Here is a 13965-nt window from a genome sequence, read left to right as displayed (position 1 = left end):
TTACCAGCAAATCCCCGATTTGTTGGTAAGCTACCCCCATTAAATCCTAAATACCGTCCACGGAGACCGTCATGACCACGCTATTTCGAATCACCGCCGCCACAATATTGAGTTTAAGCGTCAATGCGGCACACGCTTACGGCAGCGACCAAAGCTCGCATCACTGCGAGAAACCGATGTTTTCGGAGTTTCAACCGGCGCCCAATAAATACCTGCAATCTTTTACTGAATTTTCATTGGTCGCTTCCGCCAATACTACGCCCACTTCGATTGTGATCAATGTTAGCGCCGGCGAGACCAAATATCATTTCACTTCGAAAGAGCTGCAAATTACCCCGCAAAAAAGCGGCCGACTGGAAATCAAAGGTAAGATGGATAGGCCTATCGAGCATGGTTTTATCCGATTAAGCGTGACGGCGCATAGCAAACCCACTTGCGAAAAAACCGAAGGTTATCTGATCAGAATTCAATAACATTCGGTTTGGCAGACGAATAGCCGCCGAGAGCTCGCTGCGATTGCATCATTTTTAGTCGACTCGAAATAGCGTAAATAAACCAATGACTTAACCTTGCTTGTCACGGCATGGTCACACAGTTATCCACAAAATTTGTGGATAACTTATTGCTTGTTGACGATTGAGGCATTGCATGCCAGTTTTTCGGCATTTCTGTCATTTGCTGGTTGTCCGGGGTCGGGGCGACATCGCGCTTGATTCGGCGATTATTAAGTTCGGGGCGATGATAAATGTCCAGCGTTTAGCCATTTCAGTATCGGAATATTCACGCCGTAGGCATCCGTTAGCTTACCGCCGCTCGAATATCGCGATAGCGAAGCGCAACGCAGTGTATTTAATGGAATAATCTACCCATTTAAAATTGCAGTATGCTGTTCGGTATGAAATATTACCGTGCCCCTTATCGGGTTTTTAATGGATAACACCGGCGAAAACTAAAACTATGTCAATTGCGACACTGAATAACGGAAAATGCATCATGAAGTGTCCTCATCATTTTTCCCGGATTTCTCGCAGCCTTTGGTTGACGGCGGTTACGTTTGTCGTATTCGCGATCGTGTTTATCGTTTATGTCCGTGCGGAAAAGCAGATAGATCGTGCTAACGAATTGCGGTTGCAATCGCATCTATTGATCGACGAATTACGCCAATCGTCGGAGGATCTCTCGTTGATGGTGCGCAGCTATGTTGTCACCGGCGACCCAGTCTATAAACAATACTTTCAGAACATTCTTGATATACGCGATGGCAAGAAACCGCGGCCTATCGATTACCACGACATATACTGGGATCTCGTGTTGGCGGACGGACTACCGCCGCGTCCGGATAGCGGACAGATCGTAGCGTTGCTGGAGTTGATGCGGAGATCGGAATTTACCGAGCAAGAATTCGCGAAAATGGCGGAGGCCAAGGCTAATTCCGATGCATTGACCGGCACCGAATATCAGGCGATGGCATTGGTTGAATCCGGCGCGCCTACAGAGGATGCACGCGCCAAGGCCAACATGTTGTTGCAGGACCAGAGCTACCATCGGGCTAAAGCAAAGATCATGGGGCCAATCAGCGAAGCCTATCAAATGGTGGATAGCCGCACACTGAGGGCCGTGCATGCGAAAGAAAATGTTGCTGGGTGGTTGCGGGGGCTATTCGTTGCGTTTGGCGCGATGTTGTTATTGATGCTGCGCCGAGCTTACCGGGCCCTGCACACGACCTTGGGCGCGTCAGTGGATGATCTGCATAGTCATATAGCGCGTCTTGGTAGCGGAGATTTTTCCGAGAAGATGCCGGTCGGTAAAGGATCGGAAAACAGCGTTATGGCTTGGCTGTCGGAAACACGGCTAAACCTGGCCCGACTCGATGCCGAGCATCGGGATGCGGAAGCGAAAAACCGACGACTGACTCAGCTCTATGCGGCCTTGAGCCAATGCAATCAGGCCATCGTCCGCTGTAATAACGAAGCAGAGTTGTTTCCACAAATCTGCCTCGATGCCGTGATTTTCGGCGGGATGAAAATGGCTTGGATAGGGATGTTGGACGAATCCAGCCGATCGATCAAACCAGTGGCTTTTTACGGCTATGGCACGGAATATCTGGACGGTATTCAAATATCGGTAGATGAAAATCTGCCTATTGGACGCGGGCCGACCGGCACTGCGGTACGCGAAGACAGAGCTTTCTGGTGCCAGGATTTTCAACATGACTCCAGCACCGAAGCTTGGCGTGAACGCGGCGCAAAATTCGGCTGGAAAGCGTCCGCCTCGTTGCCTTTACATCGAAACGGCGTTCCGGTGGGGTCTTTCACGCTTTACGCCTCGATAGTTGACGCGTTCGACGAAGCTGCACGAAATTTGCTGGTGGAAATGGCGATGGATATCGACCATGCCTTGAAGGGATTCGAACGAGAGCAGGAACGTCTCCAGGCGCAACAAACGGAAAGCTTTCGGATGTTTATGCTCGAGCGCATCAACGGCAGTATGCCGTTGATGAAGATTCTGGAAGAGGTGGTGGAAGAACTCGAGGTTATTCTGGTAGGCAGCCTCTGTTCCATATTGCTATTGGATGCTGCCGGCGAACATTTGCGGCTGGGTGCGGCGCCCAGTTTGCCGGATTTTTACAATCGGGCAATTGACGGCGCGCGAATTGGTGCTGGCGTGGGTTCCTGTGGCAATACCGCTTTTACCGGTAAACGAACCATCGTCGACAATATAGCGCAGCATCCTTACTGGGAATCCTATAAGTTGCTTGCCGAACAAGCTGGATTGAGTGCCTGTTGGTCGGAACCGATACGCGCGGCTGACGGGACAATACTCGGTACATTCGCCATATATCAGCGCCAACCGTCTTCGCCCGATATGTACGCCCTGCGTTTGCTGGAAATGGCGGCCCATCTAGTTGCCTTGGCAATCGAGCGCAAACAGGCCGAGGAGCATATTTATCATTTGGCTAATTACGACCCGCTGACGGGCTTGCCGAATCGCGGTCAATTGAACGACCACCTCAAATATGCGCTCAGTTTGGCGAAGCGCAGTAATGGCCACTTGACGCTGATGTTTCTGGATTTGGACCACTTCAAGGACATTAACGATACGCTGGGTCATAGCGTCGGCGATGCCTTGCTGGTGGAGTTGGCCAAGCGCTTGCGTTTAGTGTTGCGCGACGAAGACACTTTGACGCGCTTGGGTGGCGACGAATTCATTTTCTTGCTGCCCGGTACCAATGCCCAGGGCGCCGCTTATGTCGCTCAAAAATTGTTGGATACCATCGCCGAACCTTATCGGATAGAGAATTACGATTTAACCTTAACCGCCTCTATCGGCATCGCTCTCTATCCCGAGGATGGTGAAGATCTGGAAACCCTTTCCAAAAGCGCCGATACCGCGATGTATCGCGCCAAATTAGCAGGTCGGCATGGCTATCGTTTCTTTGCCCCGGAAATGCATGCCCGTTCGGCCCGTAATTTGCAGTTAGTCAATGCTCTACGTCAGGCAATAGATCGTGATCAATTATTTTTGTTTTACCAGCCCCAAATAGCGATGCAAAGTGGGCAAGTAATAGGCGCTGAGGCTTTGTTACGTTGGCGGCATCCGGAGCTTGGTCTGGTGTCGCCTGGGGAATTTATCCCGGTCGCCGAGGAAAGCGGATTAATTCTGCCGATCGGCGAATGGGTATTGAGAACCGCGGTGCGGCAAGCCAAAAACTGGATGGACCGCGGTTTCGAGCCATTGATTATGGCGGTTAATCTGTCGGCGGTACAATTCGGCCATCCCTCGCTGCCGGATTTAATTACACGTGTGCTTGATGAAGAGGGCGTACCACCCGAATATCTGGAATTGGAGTTAACCGAGGGCGTAGCAATGCAAGATCCGGAAGGTGCTATTGCCGTGATGAACAATCTGCATCAGTTGGGTATTCGGATGTCCATCGACGATTTCGGCACGGGCTATTCTTCGTTGAATTACCTGAAGAAATTTAAAGTTTATAAACTTAAAATCGATCAATCCTTTGTGCGCGACATCTGCACCGATGCGGAAGACAAGGCTATCGTGGCCGCCGTGATCGGTTTAGCCGGCAGCCTGGGTTTGCGTACCATCGCCGAAGGCGTGGAAACCGCCGAGCAACAAGATTTCTTGCGCGAACAGGGCTGTGACGAGATGCAAGGTTACCTGTTTGGCAAGCCGGTGCCGAGCGCGCAGTTTGAAATGTTCTTGACGCCGTCCAGTGCCGGTATCGAAGGATTGCCTATTCACGAGTCGCCGCTATCGTAGTGTTATGGCCGATAGCCATTGACGCGGTCGATGGCTAAGTTCATGCTGGACCTGATTGACGATGAGGTCGGCGCGTTCGTTTAGAGCGTATGCCGCGTGCGGTTTCATACTGGTCCGCCATTTAACCGGAGTTTGTCTATGAATGATCCCAGGCCCATCTTCGAGCGCTTGCCCGAATCGTTGCCGATCTCGCCGCTGGCGATAGCAGCCATCATCCTGGTATTGGTCGGGGCGACGATGTCGTTTTATACCATCCCGGCCGAGTCGGAAGGCATCGTATTGCGCTTTGGCAAATATATCGAGAAAGTCCCGTCCGGCCTGCACGCCAAGTTGCCGTTCGGCGTCGATAGCGTGATTACCGTGCCGACTCAGCGCCAGCAGAAACTGGAGTTCGGTTTTGTAACGCCCGGTTTCACCAATATCGATCAAATCGGCGACGAACCGGCCCTGGAAAAATCGATGGTGACCGGCGATCTGAATTCGGCGTTGGTGGAGTGGATCGTGCAATACCGGATCACCGACCCCGAGAAATATCTGTTTGATGTCCGCGATCCTGGTGTGACCTTGCGGGATATTTCCGAAGCGGTGATGCGGGAAGTGGTCGGCGATCGCACCGTCGATGAAATCATCACCATCGGCCGACAAGAAATCGAGGAAACGGTTTTGGCGCGCGCGCGGGTGTTGGCGGAACGCTATCAGCTCGGCGTGTCTATCAATCAGGTGCAGTTGAAAAACGTCAATCCGCCCGAGCCGGTGCAACCCTCTTTCAACGAAGTGAATCGGGCCCAGCAGGACCGCGAAAATGTAATCAATTTGGCTAACGGCGAATACAACAAAGCCGTGCCTCGGGCGCGCGGCGAAGCCGATCAGAAAATCCGCGCCGCCGAAGGTTATCGGTTCAAGCGGATTAACGAAGCGGAGGGCGATGTGACGGCCTTCAATCAGGTGTTGGAGCAATATTTGAAAGCCCCGGAGGTGACTCGCGCGCGGATTTATCTGGAAACCATGGGCGACGTATTGCCGCAAGCCCGCCAGCAGATTATCGTCGACGATAGCGTGCAGCAGATTTTGCCGATGCTGCCGTTTCCAAGCCCAGCAGCGGGGGTGGCGCCATGAGTTTATCCATAAGAGCTTGGTTGTTGGTCGTGGTCGTAGCATTTTTGCTGCTGCAATCGGTCTTTACCGTCAAGCAAACCGAACAAGTCATCATCACCCAATTCGGCAAGCCGGTCGGCGAGCCGATCACCAGCCCCGGTCTGCATTTCAAAATTCCGTTTACCCAGCAAATCAATAGCTTCGACAAACGCTATCTGGCCTGGGATGGGCCGATGGTGGAGATGTCAACCAAGGATAAAACCTATGTGCAAGTCGATACTTTTGCCCGTTGGCGAATTACCGATCCGATGCAATATTATTTGCGCTTGCGTGACGAACGTAGCGCGCAATCGCGTTTGGAAGATATTTTAGGCAGCGAAACCCGCACCGCAATCGCTCGCCACGAGCTAATCGAAGTAGTACGTTCGGATAAGGACCGAAAACCCTTGCAGGACGACAGTCTGGGGCCGTTGGCGGGAGAGGGCACGATAGGCGTATTGCGGCCAATCCGGGTCGGCCGGGCCGCGATTGAAAAAGATGTGTTCGACGCGGCCGCGCCAAAACTAGCCGAGTTTGGCGTGGAATTGCTGGATGTGCGCTTCAAACGCATCAATTACAACCATCAGGTATTGGAACGAATCCATCAGCGCATGATTAGCGAGCGTTTGCAGATTGCCCAGCGCTTCCGTTCGGAAGGCGAGGGCGAGGCGGCGCGGATCAACGGTAACAAGGAGCGCGATCTCAACGAAATCGAATCCACCGCCTACAAACGAGTCCAGGAAATTCAGGGCGAGGCGGATGCCAAGGCTACCGAAATTTACGCCAAGGCTTATGGGCAAAAACCCGAGTCTGCCGAGTTTTATAAGTTTTTGAAGAGTATGGAAACTTACCGCAAGGTGATCGACGGCGATGCCACTATCGTGCTGTCCACCAACAGCGATTTGTTCGAGCTGTTGAAGCGAGTGGAGCAGAAGAATCGTTAAGGAACTCGATCCGGAATCTGCGGTTGATATTCGTTAAGCAAAAATTAAGTTGCCTACAGCACAATTTATCCCAAGCAAATAATTTTCTAACAGGAGGTTTGCGATGTTGAAAAGATCGAAATTAATCGCTTTGGGTTTATTGTTTTCGTCGGCTGCCTTGGCGGACCATCACGACCATTGGGGTGAGCACCACGGTCATCACCATCATGGTCATCATCGGCCGATGTATCGGGAAGAGGTGATTTATTACCAACCAGCCCCGGTCGTCGAGTATGTACCGGCTCCGCGTTATTACGCACCGCCTCCGCCGCCACCGCGTTATTACGGCTACGACCAACGTTCGCCGCAAGGCATGTTGGGTGGCATGGTCGGTAGTGCGATGGGTTACCAATTCGGCGGCGGCGACCCGGTGGCGGCCGGTATCGGCGCGGCGGCCGGTGCCTGGTTGGGCAACGGCATGTACTAATGGCGTTTTTTCGGTGCCGCTCAATATTCCAGCAGCTTGAAAAAGCTTTTCGGCGCGCCGCAGATCGGACAATCCCAATCGTCCGGGATGTCTGCCCAGCGGGTGCCGGGCGCGATGCCGCTGTCCGGGTCGCCCTCGGCTTCGTCGTAAATGTGTTCGCATTCCTGGCAGTGGTATTTCTGGTAATCGCTCATCGGATTTTCTCCTAATACTAGCCGGCGCAATCGCCGAGAAATCGTTCGAAAGCCGTCACCATCTGCGGCAATATGCTCAATAAGCGGTGGTCGGCGTCGAACATATGCAGACGAGCGCGATGCTCACGGCAGAAGCGCCAGGCGTTTTCCGGCTGCACCACATCGTCTTGCCAACCATGAAACACCTCGATATTGGCGGTCGATGGGCTGAATTCGGTTCGGGCGTAACCCGGCAAATAAAAGGCCGGGGCAATCAGAAACAGCCCGCGCGGCTTGATGATCTCGGCGGCGACCGTCGAAACATAAGCCCCCATACTGGAACCCACCAAGACTATCGTGTCATATCCCGTTACATCCAAAGCCAATAACTGTTGCACCCGCCAATCCGGATCGTTGCTAGCCTGGTAATCCGGGCTGATGAATTCAAAGCCTTGGCGTTTAGCGACTTCGGCTAGAGCCAAGGGTTTTTCGCCCCAAGGAATGCTGTCTTTGCCGTGGTTATATATCACCAGTTTGGTCATGATCTCAGTCTCACTTTGAAAGCTTACTTTCGGAAAAATAAATTAGCCAGCAGCGTGATCAACACGCTGACCACAATCATCGAGGTGATCGGGATAAACACGAAGCTGTTTTTGTTCTGAATCCGCATATCGCCCGGCAGCTTGCCGAACCAATTGATCAGCCACGGTGCGTAGTTCAACACCAAGCCGATCAACAGGATCACTGCGCCGATACCGATCAGTGCTTTGCTGGGTTCCATGTCATATCCTGCGAGCCTAGGAGAATGGCTATTTTACGGCTATCCGATGTTTTTCGATATGCGATTAAAATCAAACCGCTCGCTCTAGCCCGTTCAAGGTGGACTTTATGACTCATTCGATTTCGGCGATCCAGGCCGATATTACCGAATTAGCGCTCGACGCCATCGTCAACGCCGCCAATGCCTCGCTACTGGGCGGCGGTGGCGTGGATGGCGCGATTCACCGCAAGGCTGGGCCGGCATTGCTGGCCGAATGCCGCTTATTGGGCGGTTGTCAGACAGGGCAGGCCAAGCTCACTCAAGGCCACGATTTGCCGGCCAAATACATCATTCATACGGTAGGGCCGGTATGGCGGGGCGGGCGAGACAACGAAGCCGCATTGCTGGCGGCTTGTTACCAAAATTCGCTGGGTCTGGCCGCCGCGCATCGATTGAATAGTGTGGCTTTTCCGTGCATCAGCACCGGCATCTATGGCTATCCGTTGGCCGAGGCCGCCGAGATTGCGGTGGATACGGTTAGTGCGTTCTTAAGCGGATACGATGGACGGCTGGAAGTGATTTTCTGCTGTTTTTCCGAACAGGCGCTTGCGGCATATCGGTCATTATTGGCCAAGCGTTGATGCGCGGTTCACGGAATCACGACGACTTGGGCGAAGCCGCCGCCCGGCGTGCGGAAGTTGGTGGTTTGGCCTTGATAGAGGCGGGCGCAGATCAATTGGGTTTGGCCTTGATAAACATAGTGGCGCAGATCCAGTTTTAACTCGCCGGCGTCCAGATGCCGCTCGCTAGGCTTGACCAAGGTTTGCGCGACATAATCGTGTTGTAGAATATCCTCGAACACCCGGCGGGTCAGTTTATCGCCGCGATAGGCCGCCTTGCTGCCGTAACCCTTGGCCGGTTTGAAAAACAGTTGTTTGCGGTTCGACCAAAACCATTCGGCGTCCTGGGCATCGACTAATACGGTATGCGCAACACCTTCCCGCAATATCGCGCGGGTATTGTCGTCGACACCGATGGCCTGCAGAAATTCGTCGTTGCTTAGCCAGGCCAGGTTTCTTTTGTCGGCATACAGTGCGTGATTCCGCGGATGCGGGGTCAACACTACCGCATTGGCCAGATAAGCCTCGCGCAAGGCTAGGCAGTTTTCAGATTCCAAGCCAAAATCCGTCAAACGGTTGTAAGCCAGGTCGATTTTTAGGTCGCCGTGCCACAGCGCGCCGTCGCGATAGTTAAGCTCAGTCGGGTCGCAGATGACCGTTTCGATTTGATGTTGTTCGAACAGGTGTTTAAACAGCAGAAATTCCGGCCACATGTATTGATTTTGCGGATCGTCATCGACGATGGCGATGCTGAGCAACGGCGCCAAATCGCGTTCGGTCTGCCATTCCTGGTAAAACATCTCCACGAATAAGGTTTCGGCTTGGCGAGTACCTTGCCAGGGCAGATTAAGTTTGCCCGGCTGCCGGTTGTCGACTATTTCACAACAATGGTTTTGCGCGCGAATCAATACGGCATTAATCAGCGGGCCGCCGGCATTGGAATTGATTTCGATCAGTTTTGGGCCGTCGGCGCTCAGATGAAAGTCATAGCCGACAAACACTCCATAATTTTTGGCTGAATAAAGAGCGGTATCCGGTGCATGTTTCAGTACTTGCTGCTGATAAGCCGGCAGCGCGATGACTCGTTCCAGTGCGGCGATAAGCTCTAATTGCCGTTCCAGGCAATCCTGGCTGATAAACACCGCCGACTCCGCAAACAAATTCGGTCGCTCCGCCGTTAACATCCGGTATAGCGCATCATCGTCATCCAGTTTGGCAAGCTCCGCGCGCAAGGCTTTGCGGTTCAGGGACGTGCAGCGGCAGTCGTTGTTGAGCTGTGCGGCGTTGGGCATGGATGGCTTTTTAAGGCTGGGGTTCATAGAGGGAGGTTAAACCTGGATCGGCTGGGGAAACTATTTTAACGCGTTGTCATCGTTTCTAAATCGCTGAAAAGCTAAAAATATTGGCTTGGCGATGGGTGCGAGTATCTTATTTTGTAGGTTGGGCTTGATTTGAATTTTGTGTGAGAGAATGTTAGAGCATTCAATAGTTTGCCTTGTCTGCCGATAAACACTGGCAAATGCTCAATCCCAACTTTTATACGATGCCCACTTAACAACTTATTTTGCCAACATCGCGATCATCCATTGTCAGCATCCGACTTGTCGAATCATGAATCAGTACGCAACCGCCCATTATCTTAAAAAAATGGCTAAATCCATGCCGTATTTATTACCGGTTTTGGTGTTGCTGTATTTTTTTTCGCAGCCGGCCAGCACGGATATTCCGGAACTTAGCGTCAACCAGGCGATTCAATCGCTGTTGGCAAGCAAACAGCATCCGCTATTGCTGCAGCCCGATTTTTCCAAGCACAGCGAAGCATTGACGCAGTTATATTTGATGAATGCCAACCAGCTGATTTGGCTGGGTGAGGATAGACCTTTCAAAAACCGGGGCGATGCGCTGAACATTTTAAGTAATGCCGCAGACGACGGTTTGAACCCTGTCGATTATGATGCCGAACGGATGCGCGGTTATTTACAGCATGCCGAGTCGCTGCCGCAAAGCGCGGTGACCGAATTGGCCTCTTACGATGTGGCACTATCCATAGCATTACTGCATTATCTCCACGATTTGCATGTCGGTCGGATTGACCCGCGCGATCTTAATTATCCAGTGCAGTTTGGCACCAAGTCGGCTATCGATATTGTTGCGCTGTTGGCGTTGCATCTTCAGCAACAAAGTCTTGCCGAATTGCCATTGGCGCTTGCGCCGAAACTCGCGCAATACCGGCAATTAAAACAGGTGCTGGCAGACTATCGCAAACTAGACCTGACGGCAGTCAGTGTGGAACTGGCGTTCGAGAAATCGCTACGCCCTGGTGCCCATGATCCACAGTTGCCCTTGTTGCGCCAGCGTTTGCGTAATTTGGGCGAACTCAGCGAGGCAGACCTGGCCGGGATGAGCGAGTCCGATAGCCTGTACGATCCGGCGTCGATAGCGGCCATTCAGCGTCTGCAGCAAGGGCAAGGCTTGAAGGCCGATGGGATCGTCGGCAAACAAACTGTCATGGTGTTGAACCAGCCGCTTGCGGAGAAAATCGCCCTGATCGAATTAGCGATGGAACGTTTGCGCTGGCTGCCTGATCTGCCGGACGGACCGCGGATTATCGTCAACATTCCGGCATTTCAGTTGTGGGCCTTCAATTCCGCAGAGGACCAAAATCCGCTGAATATGAAAGTCATCGTCGGCAAAGCCGAGGCCAATCAGACGCCCATGTTATGGGAGGACATGAAATATCTGGAGTTCATGCCGTATTGGAATATCCCGAAAAGCATCATGGACAAGGAGATTTTGCCAAAACTGGCGACCGATTATGCTTATCTGGTCGCTCAGGATATCGAACTGGTGGAACGCTTCGCCGATAACGGTGGAGAGTATCTGGATAATGTCGTCGATGGCCTGAAGAGCGGACGGGTGCGTGCCAGGCAACGGCCAGGCAAAAAAAATCCTTTGGGGCGAGTGAAGTTTATTTTTCCGAATAAGGCCGATGTCTATTTACACGATACCCCATCCAAAACTGCCTTTAACCGGGATCGTCGAGATCTCAGCCACGGTTGCGTGCGGGTGGCGGACGCGGAAAAGCTGGCGGAATTTGTACTCGACGGTCAAGAGGGCTGGGATCTACAAGCCATTCGAGAGGCAATGACCGCCACCAAAACTCAGCGGGTTAGTCTGAAACGGTCGATACCGGTATTGTTCTTCTATACCACGGCTTTTGTGGATCAGGATAACAAGCCGCGCTTTTATCCGGATATTTACGGCCATGATATGTTGCTGCAAAAAGTTCTGAACAAGTCGCCAGGATTGAGCTATAAGCAGCCGTTGATGCGTAGGAACGCTACGGTCAGCGGTTAGCCAGGCCCCACTTTACCAAGTCCGAAATTTGCCGGTATCGAGATGAACGAAATCGGACTCCGCGTAATAACCGACGCCACCACGGCGCATGACCAACGCGGCATTGCGGATGCGGCGGGTATCGAAGCCTTCCAGACGAATATCGATCGCTCTGCCTTGCATATGCAAGCTGTTATTGGCAACGCCGGCACTTTGATCGTGCAGTTGGGCGTTGGTATAAGGCGAGCGATAGCCGGAAATGATATGGAACGGTCGATTGATGCCCAAAGCCAGCTTCAAATCATGCAACTGGTCTAGCAACTCGATGTCGATCGGATACACATCGCCGGTACGAAAATCACGCAATACAAAATTGATTTCCCGCAGTGCACCTTGGATATAACGGCCTTTTTCAAAATAAGTCAGTTTTAATTTGTCGCCGGTATGGGTATTTTGGAACGCCAGGGATTTATGCGAGGGAAATTTACCGCGCGCCGCATGCACGATGCTGGGTGATCCCAGTGTCAGTAGCGTGCCGCAGGCCAAATGTCTGATAAATCGGCGTCTGGATAGCAGGATATCGCTATCATCACCGACGTGGCTTTCTAATATACGTTGCAACATGAATAATTCCTCAGTTTAGCGACGCTAAAAATCGCGTCTCGGCTGACAAATCAAGTGCCAACAGCCTGGTTAATCGATATTTATGACAAGAATTTTACCAGTAAAACGATCATCCCAACTGAGTTTTGTGCCGGAAAACATAGCAAACCTTACCGGATAAGGTCTCGGTAGACAGGAATGATGCGTCGCTATTGCTCTTTAAACCGGTGTCGCAAATGTCAATTCCGTCATAGATCACCCATTTCACCGGAATGCCCTTGCATAGCGTGAATTAAGTGTTTGAATGCTGGTATTCTGGTCAGGGACGGATTGGTTCCGGCTTTCGCTTGGGGCCAATAAACACATCGCCAACTCTCCAATTCGGGGTGATTTATGACTCAATCGAAATTAGCAAACGACACGACTGGCGCAAAAACCAAAAAATCGGCAAAACATAAAGCAAAGCCCGCCAGGATGGCGCCCGCCAGCAACGGCGAAATTCTAGTCAAGGGTGTAGTGATGGGCTTCATCATTTCCGGGGTGACCCATGCCAGCAAAAGTATCACCCGTGCACTGGTCAGTCATCCCTTGGCCTTGTTTTCGACAGGCTTGGTTACCGGCTATCTGACGCACAAATATCGTAAGGAAATCATCGTGCTGGGTAATAAAACCGCCGTGGAAAGCAAAAATTTCGTGCTGCGGCAGCGCGAGAACCTTGGCGATTTGATTGCGGAAATCAAGGCAGAAAGCGGCGAGATGCATTAGTAAAGGGTATCGAGATATAGAGGACATGATCAGTACCCGACTATCCAGCCCAACAAACAGTCCGGACGCTAGCCTGGGCAGCGCAGCATATTAGCGATTAAGCGATTTTGTCGTTGCGATAGTTGAGGCTGTCATAGCAATTTTATCTTTCCGACCTGCCAAACACCGGCAGGGTTTGACGCGGCAAACGCCACCGACCCGGCTGTTGACTTTTTATACTGACGGGCATTTAATCAAGCCCCTGCAAATTCGACCTGAAGGAGGCTGCCATGGCTCAAGACAAAGGTTATTTGGATCAATCCGGCAATCAGGTGCTCTCCATAGTTAAAAATCTTGATCGCGACGTCGAGCGCGGCGAAGATACCATCATGCTGGGTTATGGATTAGTGTTGCTGGCGCCGGCCTTCGCGCCCTTATTGCCGCCCAGTATTCTGCTGCCCTTGATGGCGATCGCATTTGCCATTTCGGCAAGCGTGGCGCGGCTGCATTTTTACAAGATGGCTCGTAAACTTTCGGTGTCGATGGGTGACTTGGAAAGTCGCGAGCAACAGGTATTGAAACCCATCTCGGACGTGTTTGCCGAGCATCCGCAGCAGACTTTAGCGGTGGCTTTCAATCCGCTGAAAAACTTGAAACGCACCTGGAAAAGCATCTTGGGCGGATTGATGATCAACCCGTTCTGGGGGCCGATTTTTTACATGTTGGGGGTACAGTTTGTCGAAGACAAACACTTCGTGGTGCTTAACAAAGCGGTGATAGTCGTCGAGCAAAAAATCATGCCCATCGTCTTGCGCGACGAATAGGCGGTACGCCGAGAATTGGATTTTCTCGATTTTCAAGGACTTGCCGGAATGTCGGGCGAAATTTGGGCCGGCTAAGTTTTAAT

At 52.1% G+C, this 13965-nt stretch carries 14 protein-coding genes; 9 read left to right on the top strand and 5 right to left on the bottom strand.

From position 1 onward, the window contains the following. Positions 1 to 71 precede the first annotated feature (71 nt). The 5 genes from QZJ86_RS14475 (at position 72) to QZJ86_RS14455 (ending at position 6822) form a co-directional block, all read left to right on the top strand. Positions 72 to 473, top strand: a complete 402-nt coding sequence (locus QZJ86_RS14475) for a hypothetical protein (RefSeq protein WP_301671132.1) — start codon at positions 72 to 74, stop codon at positions 471 to 473. A 520-nt stretch (positions 474 to 993) separates the two neighbouring features. After that, a complete protein-coding gene (locus QZJ86_RS14470) occupies positions 994 to 4278 on the top strand; it encodes a bifunctional diguanylate cyclase/phosphodiesterase (RefSeq protein WP_301671131.1) in 3285 nt (1094 codons plus the stop codon). A 138-nt stretch (positions 4279 to 4416) separates the two neighbouring features. Further along, positions 4417 to 5394 carry an FtsH protease activity modulator HflK gene (gene hflK / locus QZJ86_RS14465; protein ID WP_301671130.1) on the top strand — a complete coding sequence of 326 codons (978 nt, stop codon included), beginning with the start codon at positions 4417 to 4419 and terminating at the stop codon, positions 5392 to 5394. Further along, a complete protein-coding gene (gene hflC / locus QZJ86_RS14460; RefSeq protein ID WP_301671129.1) occupies positions 5391 to 6356 on the top strand; it encodes a protease modulator HflC in 966 nt (321 codons plus the stop codon). The genes hflK and hflC overlap by 4 nt, the downstream gene beginning before the upstream one ends. A 103-nt stretch (positions 6357 to 6459) precedes the next feature. Further along, positions 6460 to 6822 (top strand): hypothetical protein, encoded by a 363-nt coding sequence (locus QZJ86_RS14455; RefSeq protein WP_301671128.1) that lies wholly within the window; start codon positions 6460 to 6462, stop codon positions 6820 to 6822. A gap of 20 nt (positions 6823 to 6842) precedes the next feature. Here QZJ86_RS14455 and QZJ86_RS14450 read toward each other — a convergent pair whose 3' ends face one another. The 3 genes from QZJ86_RS14450 to QZJ86_RS14440 are packed head-to-tail and all read right to left on the bottom strand — an operon-like array spanning position 6843 to position 7776. Further along, positions 6843 to 7016 (bottom strand): rubredoxin, encoded by a 174-nt coding sequence (locus QZJ86_RS14450; protein WP_301671127.1) that lies wholly within the window; start codon positions 7014 to 7016, stop codon positions 6843 to 6845. Between the two features lie 17 nt (positions 7017 to 7033). Further along, positions 7034 to 7537 carry a YqiA/YcfP family alpha/beta fold hydrolase gene (locus QZJ86_RS14445; RefSeq protein ID WP_301671126.1) on the bottom strand — a complete coding sequence of 168 codons (504 nt, stop codon included), beginning with the start codon at positions 7535 to 7537 and terminating at the stop codon, positions 7034 to 7036. Positions 7538 to 7560: 23 nt separating this feature from the next. After that, positions 7561 to 7776, bottom strand: coding sequence for a DUF2905 domain-containing protein (locus QZJ86_RS14440; RefSeq protein ID WP_301671125.1), 216 nt, complete (start codon positions 7774 to 7776; stop codon positions 7561 to 7563). A gap of 107 nt (positions 7777 to 7883) precedes the next feature. On the opposite strand from QZJ86_RS14440, the gene QZJ86_RS14435 reads away from it, so the two are divergent. Beyond that, positions 7884 to 8396, top strand: a complete 513-nt coding sequence (locus tag QZJ86_RS14435) for an O-acetyl-ADP-ribose deacetylase (protein WP_301671124.1) — start codon at positions 7884 to 7886, stop codon at positions 8394 to 8396. A gap of 8 nt (positions 8397 to 8404) precedes the next feature. Here the strand turns inward: QZJ86_RS14435 and QZJ86_RS14430 are convergent, their stop codons facing one another. Next, a complete protein-coding gene (locus QZJ86_RS14430) occupies positions 8405 to 9667 on the bottom strand; it encodes a hypothetical protein (RefSeq protein WP_301671123.1) in 1263 nt (420 codons plus the stop codon). A 319-nt stretch (positions 9668 to 9986) separates the two neighbouring features. Here QZJ86_RS14430 and QZJ86_RS14425 point away from each other — a divergent pair, with 319 nt between their 5' ends. Beyond that, a complete protein-coding gene (locus tag QZJ86_RS14425) occupies positions 9987 to 11732 on the top strand; it encodes a L,D-transpeptidase family protein (protein WP_301671122.1) in 1746 nt (581 codons plus the stop codon). Between the two features lie 12 nt (positions 11733 to 11744). Here QZJ86_RS14425 and QZJ86_RS14420 read toward each other — a convergent pair whose 3' ends face one another. Beyond that, positions 11745 to 12335: a YcbK family protein gene (locus QZJ86_RS14420; protein WP_301671121.1), complete on the bottom strand. Its 591-nt coding sequence runs from the start codon at positions 12333 to 12335 to the stop codon at positions 11745 to 11747. A 372-nt stretch (positions 12336 to 12707) separates the two neighbouring features. On the opposite strand from QZJ86_RS14420, the gene QZJ86_RS14415 reads away from it, so the two are divergent. After that, positions 12708 to 13079: a hypothetical protein gene (locus QZJ86_RS14415; RefSeq protein WP_301671120.1), complete on the top strand. Its 372-nt coding sequence runs from the start codon at positions 12708 to 12710 to the stop codon at positions 13077 to 13079. A gap of 269 nt (positions 13080 to 13348) precedes the next feature. Then, positions 13349 to 13882: a hypothetical protein gene (locus tag QZJ86_RS14410; protein WP_301671119.1), complete on the top strand. Its 534-nt coding sequence runs from the start codon at positions 13349 to 13351 to the stop codon at positions 13880 to 13882. Positions 13883 to 13965: the final 83 nt, after the last annotated feature.

Source organism: Methylomonas montana, from assembly GCF_030490285.1.
Classification (GTDB): domain Bacteria; phylum Pseudomonadota; class Gammaproteobacteria; order Methylococcales; family Methylomonadaceae; genus Methylomonas; species Methylomonas montana.
The sequence above is the reverse complement of the archived record's forward strand: the minus strand, read 5'-3'. Positions and strand labels throughout refer to the sequence as shown.

Bases quoted from the DNA above. Each gene is read 5' to 3' on its own strand.
- QZJ86_RS14415 (WP_301671120.1), top strand. From the start codon at position 12,708: ATGACTCAATCGAAATTAGCAAACGACACGACTGGCGCAAAAACCAAA.
- QZJ86_RS14450 (WP_301671127.1), bottom strand. From the start codon at position 7,016: ATGAGCGATTACCAGAAATACCACTGCCAGGAATGCGAACACATTTAC.
- QZJ86_RS14425 (WP_301671122.1), top strand. From the start codon at position 9,987: ATGAATCAGTACGCAACCGCCCATTATCTTAAAAAAATGGCTAAATCC.
- QZJ86_RS14470 (WP_301671131.1), top strand. From the start codon at position 994: ATGAAGTGTCCTCATCATTTTTCCCGGATTTCTCGCAGCCTTTGGTTG.
- QZJ86_RS14455 (WP_301671128.1), top strand. From the start codon at position 6,460: ATGTTGAAAAGATCGAAATTAATCGCTTTGGGTTTATTGTTTTCGTCG.
- hflK (WP_301671130.1), top strand. From the start codon at position 4,417: ATGAATGATCCCAGGCCCATCTTCGAGCGCTTGCCCGAATCGTTGCCG.
- hflC (WP_301671129.1), top strand. From the start codon at position 5,391: ATGAGTTTATCCATAAGAGCTTGGTTGTTGGTCGTGGTCGTAGCATTT.
- QZJ86_RS14435 (WP_301671124.1), top strand. From the start codon at position 7,884: ATGACTCATTCGATTTCGGCGATCCAGGCCGATATTACCGAATTAGCG.
- QZJ86_RS14420 (WP_301671121.1), bottom strand. From the start codon at position 12,335: ATGTTGCAACGTATATTAGAAAGCCACGTCGGTGATGATAGCGATATC.
- QZJ86_RS14430 (WP_301671123.1), bottom strand. From the start codon at position 9,667: ATGCCCAACGCCGCACAGCTCAACAACGACTGCCGCTGCACGTCCCTG.
- QZJ86_RS14440 (WP_301671125.1), bottom strand. From the start codon at position 7,776: ATGGAACCCAGCAAAGCACTGATCGGTATCGGCGCAGTGATCCTGTTG.
- QZJ86_RS14475 (WP_301671132.1), top strand. From the start codon at position 72: ATGACCACGCTATTTCGAATCACCGCCGCCACAATATTGAGTTTAAGC.
- QZJ86_RS14410 (WP_301671119.1), top strand. From the start codon at position 13,349: ATGGCTCAAGACAAAGGTTATTTGGATCAATCCGGCAATCAGGTGCTC.
- QZJ86_RS14445 (WP_301671126.1), bottom strand. From the start codon at position 7,537: ATGACCAAACTGGTGATATATAACCACGGCAAAGACAGCATTCCTTGG.